Raw genomic sequence first — 17,744 nt, 5'->3', positions numbered from 1 at the left:
AACCATGGCGGTCTCAGTAACACTGCCCGCGCTGGGCGAGAGCGTGACCGAAGGCACCGTCACCCGCTGGCTGAAGGCCGAGGGTGAGCGCGTGGAGATGGACGAGCCGCTGCTCGAGGTCTCCACCGACAAGGTCGACACCGAGATCCCGGCGCCGGCCTCCGGCATCCTGGCCTCGATCAAGGTCGGCGAGGACGAGACCGTCGAGGTGGGCGCCGAGCTGGCGGTCATCGACGACGGCTCCGGCGCCCCGGCTGCCGCTCCGGCCCCGGCCGCCGCCGAGGCCCCGGCCGCGCCGGTTGCCGAGGCCGCTCCGGCCGCTCCGGTTGCTCCGGTTGCGGAGGCCCCCGCGGCTCCCGCGCCGGTCGCCGAGGCCCCGGCCGCCGCTCCGGTTGCCGCCGCTCCGGCCGCCGACGCCACCCCGGTGGTGCTGCCCGCGCTGGGCGAGTCGGTCACCGAGGGCACCGTCACCCGCTGGCTGAAGGCCGAGGGTGACACCGTCGAGGTCGACGAGCCGCTGCTCGAGGTCTCCACCGACAAGGTCGACACCGAGATCCCCTCCCCCGTGGCGGGCACCCTGGTGAAGATCCTGGTCGGCGAGGACGAGACCGCCGAGGTCGGCGCCCAGCTGGCGCTGATCGGCGCCGCGGGTGCGGTCGCCGCCGCCCCGGCCCCGGCCGCCGCTCCGGCCCCGGCCCCGGCCGCTCCCGCTGCTCCGGCCGCTCCGGCTCCGGTGGCTGCTGCTCCGGCTCCGGTCGCTGCCCCGGCCCCCGCGCCGGTCGCGCCCGCCGCCCCGGTCGCCCCGGCCCCGGCCCCGGCCCCGGTCGCGGCTCCGGCCGCTCCGGCTCCGGTTGCCGCCGCCCCGGCCGCTGCCGCTCCGGTCGCGGACGCCGGTGACGCCTACGTCACCCCGCTGGTGCGCAAGCTCGCCGCCGAGCACGGTGTCGCGCTGGCCTCGGTCGCCGGTACCGGCGTCGGTGGCCGCATCCGCAAGCAGGACGTGATCGCCGCCGCCGAGGCCGCGAAGGCCGCGCCGGCTCCGGTCGCCGCCGCCCCCGCTGCCGCCGCTGCCCCGGCGAAGGCCGCCGCCGCGCCGTCCGCGCTGCGTGGCCAGACCGTCAAGATGACCCGCATGCGCAAGGTCATCGGCGACAACATGATGAAGGCCCTGCACGAGCAGGCGCAGCTGACCAGCGTGGTCGAGGTGGACGTCACCAAGATCATGTCGCTGCGCGCGAAGGCGAAGGACTCCTTCCTGGCCCGCGAGGGCGTGAAGCTGTCCCCGATGCCGTTCTTCGTGAAGGCCGCCGCCCAGGCGCTGAAGGCCCACGCGGGCATCAACGCCCGGATCAACGAGGCCGAGGGCACCATCACCTACTTCGACACCGAGAACATCGGTATCGCGGTGGACTCCGAGAAGGGTCTGATGACCCCGGTCATCAAGGGTGCGGGCGACCTGAACATCGCCGGTATCTCGAAGAAGACCGCGGAGCTGGCGTCGAAGGTCCGCGGCAACAAGATCACCCCGGACGAGCTGTCCGGTGCGACCTTCACCATCTCCAACACCGGTTCGCGCGGTGCGCTGTTCGACACCGTCATCGTTCCGCCGAACCAGGCCGCCATCCTGGGCATCGGCGCGACCGTGAAGCGCCCCGTGGTGATCGAGGCCGACGGCGGCACCGCCATCGGCATCCGCGACATGACCTACCTGTCGCTCTCCTACGACCACCGCCTGGTGGACGGCGCGGACGCCGCCCGCTACCTGGTCGCGGTCAAGGAGATCCTGGAGGCCGGCGAGTTCGAGGTCGAGCTCGGCCTGTAAGGCATCCCCGGTTTCGTCCGGAAGCCCCGCACCGTCCCCGGACGGTGCGGGCTTCGGCGTGTCCGGGCACTTGTCGGGCTGTGCCGTCAGCGGTGCGATCGGGTGCGGGCGCGGTGCGGATTGTGGATGCTGGAGCGGTGATGGACGAGACGGCATTCTGGCAGCTGATCGACGACTCCCGGGACGCGGCCGGGGGTGACCCGGACGAGCAGGCGCAGTCCTTGGTGGAGCGGCTGATGGGGCTGACCCCGGACGATGTGCTGGACTTCGCCCGGCAGTTCGAGGCGCGGTTCCAGCGGGCGTACACGGTGGAGCTGTGGGGCGCCGCGCACCTGCTGCTGGGCGGGGCCTCCGAGGACAGCTTCGACTACTTCCGCTGCTGGCTGATCGGCCAGGGCCGGGAGGTGTTCGAGGGCGGGGTGCACGAGCCGGACCAACTCGCGGGCCTGCTACCGGACTTCGACGACGAGGAGGACGGCGACGCGGAGGAGCTCGGGTACGCCGCCGACGAGGCGTACGAGCGGCTGACCGGGCTGCCGCTTCCGGACCTGGGGGTGCGTCAGCCACCCGCGCCGCAGGGCGTCCCGTTCGACTTCGCGGACAAGGCGGCGATGGCGGCCCGTTACCCGCGGCTGTGGGAGCTGTACGGGGACTGACGGCCTGCCGGGCGGGGCGGGTGGCGGCCGTCCGGGTGCGGGGCGGGTGACGGCCTGCCGGACGGGGCGGGTGGCGGCCGTCCGGGTGCGGGGCCGCCACCGGCTCCGTGCGGTCAGTGCAGGGCGCGGCCCATCCAGACGTCGTCCACGTAGGCGCCGTCCAGCAGGAAGTGCTCGGGCAGCACGCCGAGCACCTGGAAGCCGTTGCGCTCGTACAGGCGGCGGGCGGGCGCGTTGTGGCTGAGCACCCGCAGGGTCATCCGGCGGGCGCCTGCGGTGCGGGCGGCGTCGCAGGCGGCGGTGATCAGGGCGTCGCCGATGCCCCGGCCGCGGGCCTCCGGGTGCACCGCCAGGCCCTGGATCTGGCGGACGTGGGCGCTGGAGGCCAGCGGGATCTCCTGCAACTGACGGATGTAGCCGACGATGTGGCCGTCGAGTTCGGCGAGCAGGTACTGCTCGGGCGGGTGCTGCTGGTCGAAGACCGGCGCGTCGGCGGCGCCCTTCGGGGCGACCTCGCTGAGCGTGGACCAGGTGGCGTGGTCGAGGGCGCGGATCGCCTGCTCGTCCTGCTCCGCAGCGGGTCGGATGATCGGATTGGTCGATGGCATGGCGGCCATGCTAGGCGCTCACCTGCGGATCCTGCCGGGAATTGTCGCCCCGCTCGCGGGCGGGCGGCCCGGCTGCCCGGGCGGGCCGGTAAGGGCTGCGAGGATGGCCGGTATGCGTATCGCGGTGACAGGTTCCACGGGGTTGATCGGGTCCGCGCTGGTGGGCTCCTTGGTCGGGGACGGGCACGAGGTGCTGCGGCTGGTGCGGCGGCGTTCGCGCACCGGCCCGCAGCCGGACGGGACGGTCGGGGTGGGGTGGAACCCACTCCTGATGCAGATCGACGACGCCGCGCTGGAGGGCGTCGACGCGGTGGTGCACCTGGCCGGGGCGGGCGTCGGGGACCGGCGCTGGTCGGACGCCTACCGGCGGGAGATCCGGGACAGCCGGGTGCTCGGCACCGAGACGCTGGCCGCCGCGCTGGCCCGGCTGAAGACCCCGCCGAAGGTGCTGGTCAGCGCCTCCGCGGTCGGCTGGTACGGGCAGACCGGGGACCAGCTGATCGACGAACAGGCGCCCAGCGGCAGCGACTTCCTGTCCGAGGTGTGCCAGGAGTGGGAGCGGGCCGCGCAGCCCGCCGCGGCGGCCGGGATCCGGGTGGTGCACCCGCGCACCGGGCTGGTGCTCGACCCGAAGGGCGGCGCGGGGGCCCGGCTGCTGCCGCTGTTCAAACTCGGCCTGGGCGGTCGGCTCGGCAACGGCAAGCAGTACTGGAGCCTGATCTCGCTGGCCGACGAGGTGGCCGCGCTCCGTTTCCTGATCGACCACCAGGACATCAGCGGCCCTGTCAACCTTGCCGGGCCCGATCCCGTCACCAACGGTGAGCTGACCGCAGAGCTGGCCAGGCAACTGGGGCGACCCGCGGTGTTCGCGGTGCCGGAGTGGACACTGCGCGCAGTGCTCGGGGAGATGGCGGTCGAGGTGGTCGGCAGTCACCGGGTGGTACCGAAAGCCCTGGTGGAGGCGGGATTCGAGTTCCGTCACCCGGATCTGGCGTCGATCGTGGCGGCGGCGCTCGGGCGGCCCGGGCACTGACGGAGCGTCGAGGGGGCGCACGGGTGCACAGGGACGGCGCGTGGGGCGTGAACGGTGACCGTGCGCGCCCACTCCCGCCTCGCGCGCCCCGTTTGGCGCACGGTGGGTGACGGAGCCGCCCCACCGTGTCTCCCCCGCCAGTGGTACGAACCGATTGGGTGGCGACCGGCGGTCTGGGTGACCGGGTGACGGGGCATCACCTTCGACGGACCAAGTTGTCCTCGCTCCCCGCTGCCCGCCCCGGCACCCACCCGCTCACTCGCGGGCGCTGCCGCGCGCGGCGGCAGCGGAGGGCTCCGCCAGGGAGGGAGCACCCACTCGTGCCCGCACATGACTTCATCAGCCGTGTCCACGCCACCGACCCCGACGCGATCGTGGTCGGCGCCGGCGTCGCCGGGCTGACCGCCGCCACCGCGCTCACCGCCCAGGGCCTGCACGTCCAGGTCCTGGAGGCCACCGAACGCGTCGGCGGCCGCACGGCCACCCGGGAACTCGACGGCTTCCGCCTCGACCTCGGCGGCCACCTGCTGAACACCGCGTTCCCCGAACTCGGCCGCCACCTGGACGTCGACCGGCTGGACCTACGCCCGCTCGCCCCCGGCGTCCTGATGCACAGCAGCGGCCGCACCTACCGGGTCGGCGACCCCCAGCTCACCCCCGCCCGGCAGGCCGCCACCCGCAGCCCGCTCGGCACCCCACTGGACCGGGCCCGGCTGGCCGGCGCACTCGCCCGGCTCGCCGCCACCCCCACCCCCCGGCTGCTGACCCGTCACGAGACCACCGCCGCCCGGGCGCTGGCCGACCGCGGCCTGCCCGGCCGCACCGTGGACGGCTTCCTGCGGCCGCTGCTCGCCGCGCTGCTCTCCGACCCGGCACTCGGCACCTCCAGCCGGGTCGCCGACCTGGTGCTCCGCGCCTACGCCCGCGGCCGGCTGTGCGTCCCCGCCGCCGGGATCGGCGCCGTCGCCACCGAGTTGGCGGCGAGGCTCCCGGAGGGCACCCTGCGTACCGGCGTCACCGTGACCTCGGTCGGCACGGACGGCGTGGAGACCGCCGCGCACGGCCTGATCCGGGCCCGCGCGGTGATCGTCGCCACCGACGCCGCGACCGCCACCACGTTCCTCCCCGGCCTGCGGCAACCCGGGTTCCACCCCGTCACCACCTACTACCACGCCGCCAACCGCTCGCCGCTGGGCGAACCACTGCTGCTGTTGGACGCCGAACGCACCGGCATCTCCCACTCACTGGTCCTCAGCGACGCCGACCCGTCCTACGCCCCCGACGGCCGGGCCCTGATCGCCACCACCGTCCTCGGCCGCCGCGCCTTCGACTCCGGCGGCCCGTCCGGCGACGAGCCGGTGGTACGGCGGCGGCTGGCCGAGCTGTACGGCACCTCCACCGCCGGCTGGGAGTTCCTGACCGTCCGCCACGTCCCCGACGCGGTGGTCTCGATGCCCCCGCCGCACCACTTCCGCCGCCCAGTCCGGCTCCTGGCCGGCCTCTACGTGTGCGGCGACCACCGGGACACCGGGACCATCCAGGGCGCACTTGCCTCTGGCCGGCGGGCCGCGAGCGCGGTGCTGCGCGACCTGGGGCTACGGGCGGAACCCTCGGTGGTGGAGGCGGCGGCGTAATCAGGGGCTCGGGGAACTGCGACGCCGAGTCGAGGGTGGTCGGGGAGAGCGGTGCGGCCATGACTGCTACCGGTCAGAGACGGGAACCAGAAACGGCGGAACCCTTCTCGCCCCGCTGATCACCAGCAGACTTGGCCCCGCCGTTCCCCGGGCCCCTGATGGCTCGTCCCCCTGGCCCCTGCGGGACCCTAGATCACTCCCGCCTGCCGGGTTGCCTCCTCGAAGGCGCGCGCCGCAGGCGTAGTGCGGTACGGGGCGAGGCGGCGGTGGAAGTCGCGGAGGTATTCGACGGTGCGGGCGGAGCGCATTTCGCCGGCGGCGCGGAGGCTGTCGGTGGCCATGGAGCAGGATTCGTCGACGTCTCCCATGCCGAGGCGGGCGGAGGCGAGGACGAGGCGGCACAGGATGCGGCTGCGGGCGTAGGCGGGGGCGCGCAGGCGCAGGGACTTTTCGGCGTGCTGGGCGGCGGGGCGCCACTGCTGGAGGTCGCGGTAGCAGTGGGCGAACTCGTCGGCGAGTTGGGCGTCGTCGAAGTAGCGGGCCCAGGACGGGACGTCGTCGCCGCTGCGGGCGGTGGCGAGGGCCCGTTCGCAGCGGACCAGGGCGGTGGTGCAGGCCCGGACGTCGCCGGCCAGGGCGTGGCCGCGGGCCTCGGCGGCGTGCATCAGGGCCTGGACGACGGGTGCGGCGGTGGTGCCGACGCCCTGTTGGGCGACCCGGGCGAGCTGGATGGCTTCCCGGGCGTGGCCGAGGTGGACGGCCTGTTGGCTCATGGTGGTCAGGACGAAGCCGCCGAGGATCCGGTCTCCGGCCGCCTGGGAGAGGCGCAGGGCCTGGACGAAGTAGCGCTGGGCGAGGCCGTGCGCGGCGATGTCGAAGGACGTCCAGCCGGCCAGCCTGGTCAGGTCGGCGACGGCGCCGAACAGGGCGCGGCCGATCTGTTCGCCGTAGCGGCCGCGGAGCATGGGTTCGGCCTCGCTCTCCAGGTAGCGGACCAGCGCCTGCCGGGCGTGGCCGCCGCCGTAGGCGTGGTCGAGGGCCCGGAAGAGGTCTCCGACGGCGCGGATGGCGGCGATGTCGCCGCGGCCGACCCGGACGGGGGGACGGGCCTCGCGGGGGTCTGCGGCGGCGGGTTCGAGCGTGCCGCCGGTGGGGCGGCGGGCGCCCTGCTGGGGGACGCGGGGGCCCGGCGGGGGTGTGCGCAGTTCCTCGGCGCTGAGGGTGGTGCCGTCCCGGGCGACGCGTTCGTCGGTGCGGCCGATCAGCCAGTCGCGGCTGGGGACGACCAGTCCGGCGGGGGTGAAGGCGATCTTGCGCAGTTCGGCGTAGGGGCCGTTGTCCTTGCGCCACATGGAGGCGACGATGTCGACGGCCTCCTGCGGGGTCTCGGCGAACTCCAGCCCGGCGTAGACCGGGGCGCAGGCGTCCAGCCCGACGTCCTGGGCGGTGAGGCGGCGGCCGAGGCGGCGGGTGAAGACCTCGGCGATCAGCGCCGGGGTGGCGCCGCGCGGCTGCTGGCCGCGCAGCCAGCGCGTCACGGAGGTCTTGTCGTACCGCAGGTCGAGGCCGTGTTCCAGGCCGAGTTGGTCGACCCGGCGGGCGAGGCCGGCGTGCGAGAAGCCGGACTCCTCGATGAGTGCCGCGAGTTGGGGGTTCTGGGCGCGCCCGCCCGACGCTGCGTCGGCCGGCTCGGCGGCGCGCGAAGGGGTCTCGGCCGCTCCGGTTTGACGCGGGTCGAGCGGGTCGAGCGGTCGGTACGCCGGGCTGTCGATTACTGGCCGTTGGGGCATAGCAGTCCACACCTCTCAGGCACCGTTCCGGCCCCTCCTGCCCGGGACAGCGCCCCCTGATCGGGAATCGGCGCGAATGTAGCGAGCATTGGGGCGCTATGGGTGGATTCGGCCCATCGATCCTCCGAACGGGTGAACCAGGCCCGCCCGTTCTGAGGAAGCCCGGGTGCCGCGTGTTTGAGTTCGAGGGCCGTTGCCCGCGTTCGGACGGCATGGCGCATGCCACCATGCAAGGCGGGGATGCTGTGGTGCTCGCCCACATCGTTGCGGGGGCCGCGGATTCCTACCGTTCTCGGCCATGGACACCACTTCTGCCCCCCTCCCCCAGCCCCCGCTGCTCGGCCGCACCGCGCTGGTCACCGGCGCCGCCTCCGGCATCGGCAAGGCTTGCGCGGAGGCGTTCGCCGCGGCCGGCGCGCGCGTGTACGTCGTCGACCTGGCCGCCGCGCCCGCCGAGGAGCTGGCGGAGCGGATCGGCGGGGTCGCGCACGTGACCGACCTGTCGGACCCGGAGGCGGTGGACGCGCTGCCCGCCGACGCGGACATCGTGGTCAACAACGCCGGCCTGCAGCACGTCGCGCCGGTGCACGAGTTCCCGATGGAGCGGTTCACGCTGATCCAGCGGGTCATGGTGGAGGCCCCGTTCCGGATCCTGCGCCGCACCCTGCCGCACATGTACGAGCGCGAGTGGGGCCGGGTGGTCAACATCTCCTCGGTGCACGGCCTGCGCGCCAGCGCCTTCAAGTCGGCCTACGTGACGGCCAAGCACGGGCTGGAGGGCCTGAGCAAGACGGTCGCGCTGGAGGGCGCCCCGTACGGGGTGACCAGCAACTGCATCAACCCGGCGTACGTGCGCACCGCGCTGGTGGAGAAGCAGATCGCCGCGCAGGCGCTGGCGCACGGCATCCCCGAGGACGAGGTGGTGGAGCAGATCATGCTCGACCGCACCGCCGTGAAGCGACTGATCGAACCGGAGGAGGTGGCGCAGCTGGCGGTGTGGCTGTGCACGCCGAACGCCTCCTACATCACCGGCGCGAGCCTGCCGGTGGACGGCGGCTGGACCGCGCACTGAGTCCGGCCGAAACGGGCCGATAGGGTCCTGACTCTCCCTCACCCCCACCTCCTGCAAGGGGACATCACTGATGGCTGCCTCTCCCGACGTCGCGAGACCCGCCTCCCTGCCCCGGGTGGTCGCCGCCTCGCTGATCGGCACCACGATCGAGTGGTATGACTACTTCTTGTACGGATCGGCGGCGGCGCTGGTCTTCGGGCACGTGTTCTTCCCGAAGTCGGATCCGCTGACGGGCACTCTGCTGTCCTTCCTCACCTACGCGATCGGGTTCGCCGCCCGGCCGCTGGGCGCGCTGGTGTTCGGGCACTTCGGCGACCGAATAGGCCGCAAGAAGCTGCTGGTGCTGTCCCTGCTGCTGATGGGCGGCGCGACCACCCTGATCGGCTGTCTGCCGACGTACAACCAGATCGGCGTGGCGGCGCCGGTGCTGTTGACGGTGCTGCGGCTGGTGCAGGGCTTCGCGCTGGGCGGCGAGTGGGGCGGGGCGGTGCTGCTGGTCTCCGAGCACGGCGACCAGAAGCGGCGCGGTTTCTGGGCGTCCTGGCCGCAGGGCGGCGCGCCGGCGGGCAACCTGCTGGCGGCCGGCGTGCTGTCGGTGATGACGTCCGTCCAGTCGGACGCGGCGTTCCTGGCCTGGGGCTGGCGGGTGCCGTTCCTGCTGTCGGCGGTGCTGGTGATGGTGGGCCTGTGGATCCGGCTGGCGGTGGACGAGTCGCCGCTGTTCAAGGCGGCGCTGGCGGCCGCCGAGCAGCGCGCCGAGAAGGAGAAGCCGCCGCTGGTGGCGGTGCTGCGCGACCACTGGCGGGACGTGCTGGTCGCGATGGGCGCCCGGATGGCGGAGAACATCTCGTACTACGTGATGACCACCTTCGTCCTGGCGTACGCCGTCGGCCACGCCCACCTGCCCAAGCAGACCGCGCTGAACGCCGTACTGATCGGCTCGGCGATCCAGTTCGCGCTGATCCCGCTGTTCGGTGCGCTCTCCGACCGGATCGGCCGCAAGCCGGTCTACCTGGTCGGCGCGGTCGGCGTCGGCATCTGGGCCTTCGTGTTCTTCGGCATGGTCGACACGAAGAACTTCACCTCGCTGGTCACCGCCATCACCGTCGGCCTGTTCTTCCACAGCATGATGTACGCCCCGCAGGCCGCGTTCTTCGCCGAACTGTTCGCCACCCGCACCCGCTACTCCGGCGCGTCCATCGGCGCCCAGTTCTCCTCCGTCGCGGCCGGCGCCCCCGCCCCGCTGATCGCCACCGCGCTGCTCAAGGACTACGACAGCGCCACCCCGATCGCCGTGTACGTGGCGATCGCCGCCGCGATCACCGTCCTCGCCGTGCTGTGCGGCCGGGAGACCCGCGGCACCGACCTCGCCGAGGCGGACGACGCTCGGGTGGACTCCGTGAAGGCCGCTACGACGGCCTGAGCACTTCCGACAAAATCAGGGCCGCGTCACCGGGCAATCCGCCCGGCGGCGCGGCCCCGGCCCGTTTCGCGACAGCGCGACAGCACGACAGCGCGACAGGCCGCGGGCAACGGGGGCCACGGGGGGCACGAGTGACAGGGAAGACCGAATGGACCGCCACACCACCGCCGCACCGGCGCTGCGCCGACTCCTCGACCTGCTGGCGACCGGCGCCGCCACCGAGGACTTCGGCGAAGTCCTCGCCGACGCCCGCCGGCAGGGCGCACCCGCCCAGGTCCTGACCGAGATCGACGACGCCACCTGGCAGGCCCTGCGGGTGCACCGGACGATGCGTCAGCACCGCCGCCGCGAAGCCGAACTGACCGCGCTGTTCGACACCGCCGGCGACCTCGCCGCCTCTCGCGACCTCGACGCCGTGCTGCAGGCCATCGTCCGCCGCGCCCGGATGCTGCTCGGCACCGACACCGCCTACCTCACGCTCCCCGACGAGCAGGCCGGCGACACCTACATGCGGGTCACCGACGGCTCCGTCTCGCCGCTCTTCCAGACCCTGCGGCTCAGCCTCGGCGACGGCCTGGGCGGCCTGGTCGCGCAGACCGCCCGCCCCTACGCCAGCCACGACTACCGCATCGACGAACGCTTCCGGCACACCGGTCAGATCGACGCGGGCGTGCTCGACGAGGGCCTGGTCGCCATCATCGGCGTGCCGCTGCTGCTCGGCGGCACCGTGATCGGCGTGCTGTTCGCCGCCGACCGCACCCCCCGGGCCTTCTCCCCCGACGAGGTCGCGCTGCTGTGCACCCTCGCCGCGCACGCCGCGATCGCCCTGGACACCGCCAAGTCGCTGGCCGACACCCGCGCCGCGCTCGCCGAACTCGCCACCGCCAACGCCGTCATCCGCGCCCACGCGGGCTCCGTCCAGCGCGCCGAACAGGCCCACGACCGGCTCACCGACCTCGTCCTGCGCGGCGCGGAGGTCGGCGACGTCGCCGCCGAGGTGGCCGCTCTGCTCGACGGCGAGGCCTCCGTCCACGACGCGGAGGGCGCCCCGCTCACCGGCCCCGGCGGCACCCCCGACGGCCTCTCCGACGCCGTCGCCGCCTCCCGCGCCGGCGGCCACGCCGTGCGGCACGGCGCCGAGTGGGTGTGCGCGGTGCTGGCCGGCCAGGAACTGCTCGGCTCGCTCGTCCTGCACGGCAGACCCGAACTCGACGACGCCGACCGGCGGGTGTTCGAACGCGCGAGCGTGGTCACCGCGCTGCTGCTCCTGCTGCGGCGCTCGGTCGCCGAGACCGAGAACCGCGTCCGCGGCGAACTGCTGGCCGACCTGCTCACCGCCCCCGACCGCGACCCGGCCGGCCTCACCGCCCGCGGCCGCCGTCTCGGCGTCGACCTGGGCCGCCCGCACCTGGTGCTGGTCGCGGTCGCCGCGGACGTCAGTGCCCGGGAACGGCTGGCCGGTGCCGCGGCCCGGTACCTGTTCGGCTCGCGCGGCATCAGCGCCGAGTTCGGCGACGGCGTGGTGCTGCTCGTCCCGCACGACGGCACCGGCGACGGCGCGGTCGCCGCCCTCGCCGCGGAACGCCTCGCCCGGCTGGTAGGGGTGCCCGTCACCGTCGGCACCGGCCGCGCCGCCAGCGGGCCCGTCCCGCTGGCCGCGGCCTACGCGGAGGGCGTGCGCTGCGTCCGGGCCCTGCGCGTGCTCGGCCGCGAGGGCGACGGCGCGTGCGCGACCGACCTCGGCTTCCTCGGCGTCCTGCTCGGCGACGGCCACGACGTCGAGGGCTTCGTCCGCGCGACGCTCGCCCCGCTCCTCGACTACGACGCCAAGCGCGGCACCGAACTCGTCCGCACCCTCCGCGCCTACTTCGACTGCGGCGGCAGCCTGACCCGGGCCAAGGACCTGCTGCACGTCCACGTGAACACGGTCGTCCAGCGGCTCGACCGGGTCGAGGTGCTGCTCGGCCGCGACTGGAACCAGCCGGAGCGGGCGCTGGAGCTCCAACTGGCGCTCAGGCTCTTGCTGTTGGCCGGGGAGTAATCAGGGTGCGAAACCGGGGGCGCGTGGGGGTACCTCCCGGCCCGCCAGGGCTGGGGGAGAACTTCGCGAAGCGGAAGGCGAGCGTCGGCAGGATCGCGCCCCCGACGGCCAGCTGCGCGTGGGCGCGACCAACGTGCGGGAAGGTCGCGCCCGAGCGCAGGCGTACAGTGGCGAGGTTGGGCTGAGCCGGCCGGCAGGGAGCATGCAGTGAGCGAGAACGTGCGGTTCGTGCGGATGGGGATAGGCGAACGGACCGTCCCCTACCAGGAAGCGTGGGCGGAGCAGCAGCGGCTGCACGCGTTGCGGGTCGCGGACGAGATTCCGGACACGGTGCTGCTGCTGGAGCACGACCCGGTGTACACGATGGGCAAGCGCACCAACCCGGAGGACCTGCCACTGGACGGGACGCCGGTGGTGGAAGTGAACCGTGGTGGGGAGATCACCTGGCACGGCCCGGGCCAGCTGGTGGGGTACCCGATCGTGAAGCTGCCGGACCCGATCGACGTGGTGGCGTACGTGCGACGGCTGGAGGAGGCGCTGATCCGGGCGTGCACCGAGTTCGGGGTGGAGACCACCCGGATCGAGGGCCGCAGCGGGGTGTGGAAGCTGGGCGCGGAGATCCCGGGCGCGGTGGTGGACCCCTCGCAGGTGGTGGAGATCGGCAAGCTGACACTGCGGATGGGCCTGCCGCTGGGCATCGACCCGCGTCTCGCGGGCCCCGAGTACGCCCCGTCCAACGCGGGCCAGCGCGGCGACGACCGCAAGCTCGCGGCGATCGGCGTGCGGGTGGCGCGCGGCGTGACCATGCACGGCTTCGCGCTGAACTGCGACCCGGACATGACGTACTTCGACAAGATCGTCCCGTGCGGCATCCGGGACGCCGGCGTGGCCTCGCTGAGCGGCGAGCTGGCCCGTCCGTTCGCGGTCGCGGACGCCGTCGGGACGGTGGAGCGGACGCTGACCGAGGTGTTCGCCGAGCTGCCCGAGCCGGCCGTCAAGGTCTGATCGCGGGCCGGTCGCGGAATTGGCGCGCCGCGCCCGGTGTTGCCTTCCGAATAAAGGCCCGGGGCCCGGCGCAGGCCATCGAAGCAACGGCGTACCCTTTGGGGTACCCCGTCTAGTTCTAGGAGTCGCACGTGTCCGCTGTCGCACCCGACGGCAGGAAGCTTCTCCGCCTGGAGGTCCGCAACAGCGAGACCCCCATCGAGCGGAAGCCCGAGTGGATCAAGACCAGGGCGAAGATGGGGCCGGAGTACAACGCCCTGCAGTCCCTGGTGAAGAAGGAGGGGCTGCACACGGTCTGCCAGGAGGCGGGCTGTCCCAACATCTTCGAGTGCTGGGAAGACCGCGAGGCGACCTTCCTGATCGGCGGCGACCAGTGCACCCGCCGCTGCGACTTCTGCCAGATCGACACCGGCAAGCCCGCCGAGTTCGACCGGGACGAGCCGCGCCGGGTCGCCGAGTCCATCGTCACGATGGACCTGAACTACGCCACCATCACCGGCGTCGCCCGCGACGACCTGGAGGACGGCGGCGCGTGGCTGTACGCGGAGACCGTCCGCCAGGTGCACGCGATGACGGCGGCCCGCGAAGCCGGCCGTACCGGCGTCGAGCTGCTGATCCCGGACTTCAACGCGGTGCCGGAGCAGCTCGCCGAGGTGTTCTCGTCCCGTCCCGAGGTGCTCGCGCACAACGTCGAGACGGTGCCGCGGATCTTCAAGCGGATCCGCCCCGCGTTCCGCTACGAGCGCTCGCTGGACGTCATCACCCAGGCCCGGGCGGCCGGGCTGGTCACCAAGTCCAACCTGATCCTGGGCATGGGCGAGACCCGCGAGGAGGTCAGCGAGGCGCTGTCCGACCTGGTCGACGCCGGCTGCGAGCTGATCACCATCACCCAGTACCTGCGGCCCTCGCTGCGCCACCACCCGGTGGAGCGCTGGGTGAAGCCGCAGGAGTTCGTCGAGCTCCAGGAGGAGGCCGAGGAACTGGGCTTCGCCGGTGTGATGTCCGGCCCGCTGGTGCGTTCCTCGTACCGGGCCGGCCGGCTGTACCGGCAGGCGCTGGAGCGTCGCGAGCAGGCGGCGGTCTGAGCACAGTGCATCTGGAGGGCGGGCCCGATCGGGCCCGCCCTTCGGCGTACGGGGAGGTACCCGCGGGCCCGGGCGCGGGCGGGGCCGACCGGACTAACCGCCGACGTTTCACGTGGCATTGACGGTCGGGTCACCGTACGGTAACGGGCGTCCGGGACGCTCGAGCGGTACCCGGGTCGAGGAGTTGGTGTGGTCATGCGTACCGGACTCAGGACCGCCCTGCGGCGGGCCGAACAGTTGTTGCTGATCCGCGGCGCGCGCCGCAACGCGTGGGCGGCGGTGTGCGAGAACCGCCGGTTGGCGGGCGAACGCGAGCGGTCCGAACGGGTGCCCGAACGCAGCGCGTGAACCGCTGGTGACGCCGGGGTCGGCATCCGGGAAAGTCCAGGGTCACGGAACCGGCACCGCTTGGATGATCACCCCTTATGCCACGTACCATGAGCGGTATGGCGAGGCAAAAATCCGATACTCCTGGGCGGCTCGCACAGATCCGCCAGGCATATGTCATGACCAAGCAGGTCGACTCCAAGATCGGCCTGATCATCGCCGGCGTCGGCCTGCTGACCTTCGGCGTGTTCCTCGCCATCGGCTTCGCCCTGGATCACCCGGTCTACCTGGGCATTCTCGGCTTTGTGGTGGCGGTGCTGGCAGTCGCGATCGTGTTCGGCCGTCGCGCCGAGCGGGCCGCGTTCGGGCAGATGGAAGGCCAGCCGGGCGCGGTCGCCGCGGTGCTGGGCAACATCCGCCGCGGCTGGAGCGCCAACCAGACCCCGGTCGCGGTCACCCGCAGCCAGGACGCGGTCTACCGCGCGGTCGGCCGGGCCGGCATCGCGCTGATCGGTGAGGGCAACCCGAACCGGGTGCGTCCGCTGCTGGCGTCCGAGAAGAAGAAGATGTCCCGCGTCGTCGGCGACATCCCGGTGCACGACATCATGGTCGGCAACGGCGAGGGCGAGATCCCGCTGAAGAAGCTGCAGATCCACCTGATGCGACTGCCGCGGTCGATCTCCGCCGCCCAGGTCACCGAGACCAACGACCGGCTGCGGGCGCTCGGCGACCTGCTGTCGAAGGCGCCGATCCCCAAGGGCCCGATGCCGAAGGGCGCCCGGATGCCCAAGGGCGGCGCGCGCTAGCGTTCACTCCCCCGTAGGACACCACGGCCCCGCTCGCGAGATTCCTCTCCGCGAGCGGGGCCGTTCGACGTTCCATGGCCTTGGCGGGCCTTGTGGCGGGCCTTGTGGCGGGCCTTGTGGCGGGCCTTGGCGACGTTCTATCGCTCTGGCGGCGTCAGATCCGGACCTCGACGGTGCCGACGGCCTTGTCGTGCAGGCCGCGGGTGTCGCGGTCCCAGACGGCGGCCGGAATGATCAGGCACAGCAGGAAGGTGCGCAGCAGCACCTGCGGGATGGTCGCGCGGCGGCCGTCCAGCCGGACCACCCGCAGGCCGAACAGGCGCTTGCCGACGGTGGTGCCGGTGGTGGCCAGGAACAGCACGGTGACGGCATAGAACAGCGGGGTGGTCCACAGGTTGGCCGAGCCCTGGTCGCCGTGCGTGATCAGGCCGTAGGCGACCAGGCTGACCAGCCAGCCGTCCACGAACAGGGCGCCGATCCGGCGGCCGGGGCCGGCCATCGAGCCGGGGCCGGAGCGCGGCAGGCCGAGGCGCTCGCCGCGGTAGCCGAAGTCGGCGCCCATCTTCTCGGCGGCCGCCTTCGGGCCGTCGATCCACGATCCGAGTGCTTCTCTGGTGTCCACGGACCCACCCTAACCGGGCTTACCCGCCGATCCGGCGGCGGGCCCGCGGGCGGGACGCGCCGGGGCGGGCTCCCGCCGGGGTGAAACGGATTCCGCCGACTGCCGTGAATGGTCTCGACATGTCGGGGTACACGGGCGCTGCTGACACCGGCGATTTGCCCGGGACCGTACCGCTTTGCGGCCCGCCCGAGCGGCCTGGTTAACATGTGGGAAACAGTCGAGTCACGATCGGGAAACGGTCGATTCCTATCGTGAGCCCCCTGCGCGGGGGCTCCCGTCGCCCCTGACGGAGGCTCGGACCGCACGTCGAGGAGGAGTACGGATGTTCACCAACGCCGACGAGGTCAAGCAGTACATCGCGGACAACGACATCAAGTTCGTCGACGTCCGGTTCTGCGACTTGCCGGGCGTGCTGCAGCACCTCGCGGTCCCCGCCGACACCTTCGACCCGACCGAGACCCTGATGTTCGACGGCTCCTCGATCCACGGCTTCCAGGCCATCCACGAGTCCGACATGGCCCTCGTCCCGGACCTCGCCACCGCCCGACTGGACCCGTTCCGCACCGAGAAGCACCTCAACATCAACTTCTTCATCCAGGACCCGATCACCGGCGAGGCCTACAGCCGCGACCCGCGCAACGTGGCCCGCAAGGCAGAGGCCTACCTCGCCTCCTCCGGCATCGCCGACACCGCGTACTTCGGGCCCGAGGCCGAGTTCTACGTCTTCGACTCGGTGCGCTTCGAGACCAGCGCCAACGCGTCCTACTACCACATCGACTCGGTGGCCGGTGCCTGGAACACCGGCTCCGCCGAGGGCGACGTCCGCGGCTACAAGGTCAAGTACAAGGGCGGCTACTTCCCCGTCCCGCCGGTCGACCACTTCGCCGACCTGCGCGCCGAGATGTCCCTCGAACTCGGCCGCGCCGGGCTCACCGTGGAACGCCAGCACCACGAGGTCGGCACCGCCGGGCAGGCCGAGATCAACTACCGGTTCAACACCCTGCTGCACGCCGCCGACGACCTGATGCTGTTCAAGTACATCATCAAGAACGTCGCCTGGCGGGCCGGCAAGACCGCCACCTTCATGCCCAAGCCGATCTTCGGCGACAACGGCTCCGGCATGCACGTCCACCAGTCCCTCTGGACGGCCGGCACCCCGCTGTTCTACGACGAGCAGGGCTACGCGGGCCTGTCCGACATCGCCCGCCACTACATCGGCGGCATCCTCAGGCACGCCCCCTCACTGCTCGCCTTCACCAACCCCTCGGTGAACTCGTACCACCGCCTGGTTCCCGGCTTCGAGGCCCCCGTCAACCTGGTCTACTCGCAGCGCAACCGCTCCGCCGCGATCCGCATCCCGATCACCGGCTCCAACGCCAAGGCCAAGCGCATCGAGTTCCGCGCCCCCGACCCGGCGTCCAACCCCTACCTGGCCTTCTCCGCCATGCTGATGGCCGGCCTCGACGGCATCAAGAACAAGATCGAACCCGCCGAGCCCGTCGACAAGGACCTCTACGAACTCGCCCCCGACGAACACGCCGCCGTCCCCCAGGTCCCCGCCTCCCTCCCCGCCGTCCTCGACGCCCTCGAAGCCGACCACGAATACCTCCTGGCCGGCGGCGTCTTCACCACCGACCTGATCGAAACCTGGATCGACTACAAGCGCACCCAGGAAATCGCCCCGATCGCCCTGCGGCCGCACCCGCACGAGTTCGAGCTGTACTACGACCTCTAGAGACCCCTTCTGACCTGCGGAAACGCAGGTTGATCTCTCATCGTTTCCGCAGGTCAGGCATGGTCCTGACCTGCGGAAACGCGCA

General features: G+C 72.7%; 15 protein-coding genes. 12 read left to right on the top strand and 3 right to left on the bottom strand.

What is annotated here, in order from left to right:
• The first annotated feature begins 4 nt into the window (after positions 1-4).
• Together sucB and ACGFWJ_RS11775 are read left to right on the top strand one after the other, a co-directional pair.
• Positions 5-1,822, top strand: coding sequence for a 2-oxoglutarate dehydrogenase, E2 component, dihydrolipoamide succinyltransferase (gene sucB, locus ACGFWJ_RS11780; RefSeq protein WP_392947943.1), 1,818 nt, complete (start codon positions 5-7; stop codon positions 1,820-1,822).
• A 140-nt stretch (positions 1,823-1,962) separates the two neighbouring features.
• Complete coding sequence (locus ACGFWJ_RS11775) at positions 1,963-2,478, top strand: DUF4240 domain-containing protein (RefSeq protein ID WP_392947941.1); 516 nt, start codon at positions 1,963-1,965, stop codon at positions 2,476-2,478.
• Positions 2,479-2,591: 113 nt separating this feature from the next.
• Here ACGFWJ_RS11775 and ACGFWJ_RS11770 read toward each other — a convergent pair whose 3' ends face one another.
• On the bottom strand, positions 2,592-3,095 hold the full coding sequence (locus ACGFWJ_RS11770; RefSeq protein WP_392947938.1) for a GNAT family N-acetyltransferase: 504 nt from the start codon (positions 3,093-3,095) through the stop codon (positions 2,592-2,594).
• Positions 3,096-3,189: 94 nt separating this feature from the next.
• Between ACGFWJ_RS11770 and ACGFWJ_RS11765 the strand changes: the two genes are divergently transcribed.
• Positions 3,190-4,119 (top strand): TIGR01777 family oxidoreductase, encoded by a 930-nt coding sequence (locus tag ACGFWJ_RS11765; RefSeq protein WP_387643580.1) that lies wholly within the window; start codon positions 3,190-3,192, stop codon positions 4,117-4,119.
• A 320-nt stretch (positions 4,120-4,439) separates the two neighbouring features.
• Positions 4,440-5,753, top strand: coding sequence for an NAD(P)/FAD-dependent oxidoreductase (locus ACGFWJ_RS11760; RefSeq protein WP_392947935.1), 1,314 nt, complete (start codon positions 4,440-4,442; stop codon positions 5,751-5,753).
• Between the two features lie 188 nt (positions 5,754-5,941).
• Here ACGFWJ_RS11760 and ACGFWJ_RS11755 read toward each other — a convergent pair whose 3' ends face one another.
• Positions 5,942-7,543, bottom strand: a complete 1,602-nt coding sequence (locus ACGFWJ_RS11755) for a regulator (protein ID WP_387643576.1) — start codon at positions 7,541-7,543, stop codon at positions 5,942-5,944.
• A 298-nt stretch (positions 7,544-7,841) separates the two neighbouring features.
• Between ACGFWJ_RS11755 and ACGFWJ_RS11750 the strand changes: the two genes are divergently transcribed.
• From ACGFWJ_RS11750 to ACGFWJ_RS11720, 7 genes are all read left to right on the top strand, one after another.
• A complete protein-coding gene (locus tag ACGFWJ_RS11750; protein WP_392947933.1) occupies positions 7,842-8,615 on the top strand; it encodes a 3-hydroxybutyrate dehydrogenase in 774 nt (257 codons plus the stop codon).
• A gap of 70 nt (positions 8,616-8,685) precedes the next feature.
• A complete protein-coding gene (locus tag ACGFWJ_RS11745) occupies positions 8,686-10,038 on the top strand; it encodes an MFS transporter (protein ID WP_392947931.1) in 1,353 nt (450 codons plus the stop codon).
• Between the two features lie 148 nt (positions 10,039-10,186).
• Positions 10,187-12,079, top strand: coding sequence for a helix-turn-helix domain-containing protein (locus ACGFWJ_RS11740; RefSeq protein WP_392947929.1), 1,893 nt, complete (start codon positions 10,187-10,189; stop codon positions 12,077-12,079).
• Between the two features lie 234 nt (positions 12,080-12,313).
• Positions 12,314-13,084, top strand: a complete 771-nt coding sequence (gene lipB, locus ACGFWJ_RS11735) for a lipoyl(octanoyl) transferase LipB (protein WP_387643855.1) — start codon at positions 12,314-12,316, stop codon at positions 13,082-13,084.
• 131 nt (positions 13,085-13,215) lie between these two features.
• On the top strand, positions 13,216-14,169 hold the full coding sequence (gene lipA / locus ACGFWJ_RS11730) for a lipoyl synthase (RefSeq protein WP_392947927.1): 954 nt from the start codon (positions 13,216-13,218) through the stop codon (positions 14,167-14,169).
• Positions 14,170-14,364: 195 nt separating this feature from the next.
• Positions 14,365-14,517, top strand: coding sequence for a hypothetical protein (locus ACGFWJ_RS11725; RefSeq protein ID WP_387643566.1), 153 nt, complete (start codon positions 14,365-14,367; stop codon positions 14,515-14,517).
• A gap of 77 nt (positions 14,518-14,594) precedes the next feature.
• Positions 14,595-15,302 (top strand): DUF4191 domain-containing protein, encoded by a 708-nt coding sequence (locus ACGFWJ_RS11720; protein WP_387643564.1) that lies wholly within the window; start codon positions 14,595-14,597, stop codon positions 15,300-15,302.
• 154 nt (positions 15,303-15,456) lie between these two features.
• Here ACGFWJ_RS11720 and ACGFWJ_RS11715 read toward each other — a convergent pair whose 3' ends face one another.
• Positions 15,457-15,924, bottom strand: coding sequence for an RDD family protein (locus ACGFWJ_RS11715; protein WP_387643562.1), 468 nt, complete (start codon positions 15,922-15,924; stop codon positions 15,457-15,459).
• Between the two features lie 322 nt (positions 15,925-16,246).
• Between ACGFWJ_RS11715 and glnA the strand changes: the two genes are divergently transcribed.
• Positions 16,247-17,659 carry a type I glutamate--ammonia ligase gene (gene glnA, locus ACGFWJ_RS11710; protein WP_387643560.1) on the top strand — a complete coding sequence of 471 codons (1,413 nt, stop codon included), beginning with the start codon at positions 16,247-16,249 and terminating at the stop codon, positions 17,657-17,659.
• Positions 17,660-17,744 lie beyond the last annotated feature (85 nt).

Source organism: Kitasatospora sp. NPDC048407 (genome assembly GCF_043200475.1).
Taxonomy (GTDB): Bacteria; Actinomycetota; Actinomycetes; order Streptomycetales; family Streptomycetaceae; genus Kitasatospora.
The sequence above is the reverse complement of the archived record's forward strand: the minus strand, read 5'-3'. Positions and strand labels throughout refer to the sequence as shown.

Coding starts and splice junctions, on each gene's coding strand:
- sucB (WP_392947943.1), top strand. CDS start 5: ATGGCGGTCTCAGTAACACTGCCCGCGCTGGGCGAGAGCGTGACCGAA.
- ACGFWJ_RS11775 (WP_392947941.1), top strand. CDS start 1,963: ATGGACGAGACGGCATTCTGGCAGCTGATCGACGACTCCCGGGACGCG.
- ACGFWJ_RS11770 (WP_392947938.1), bottom strand. CDS start 3,095: ATGGCCGCCATGCCATCGACCAATCCGATCATCCGACCCGCTGCGGAG.
- ACGFWJ_RS11765 (WP_387643580.1), top strand. CDS start 3,190: ATGGCCGGTATGCGTATCGCGGTGACAGGTTCCACGGGGTTGATCGGG.
- ACGFWJ_RS11755 (WP_387643576.1), bottom strand. CDS start 7,543: ATGCCCCAACGGCCAGTAATCGACAGCCCGGCGTACCGACCGCTCGAC.
- ACGFWJ_RS11750 (WP_392947933.1), top strand. CDS start 7,842: ATGGACACCACTTCTGCCCCCCTCCCCCAGCCCCCGCTGCTCGGCCGC.
- ACGFWJ_RS11745 (WP_392947931.1), top strand. CDS start 8,686: ATGGCTGCCTCTCCCGACGTCGCGAGACCCGCCTCCCTGCCCCGGGTG.
- ACGFWJ_RS11740 (WP_392947929.1), top strand. CDS start 10,187: ATGGACCGCCACACCACCGCCGCACCGGCGCTGCGCCGACTCCTCGAC.
- lipB (WP_387643855.1), top strand. CDS start 12,314: ATGGGGATAGGCGAACGGACCGTCCCCTACCAGGAAGCGTGGGCGGAG.
- ACGFWJ_RS11725 (WP_387643566.1), top strand. CDS start 14,365: ATGCGTACCGGACTCAGGACCGCCCTGCGGCGGGCCGAACAGTTGTTG.
- ACGFWJ_RS11720 (WP_387643564.1), top strand. CDS start 14,595: ATGCCACGTACCATGAGCGGTATGGCGAGGCAAAAATCCGATACTCCT.
- glnA (WP_387643560.1), top strand. CDS start 16,247: ATGTTCACCAACGCCGACGAGGTCAAGCAGTACATCGCGGACAACGAC.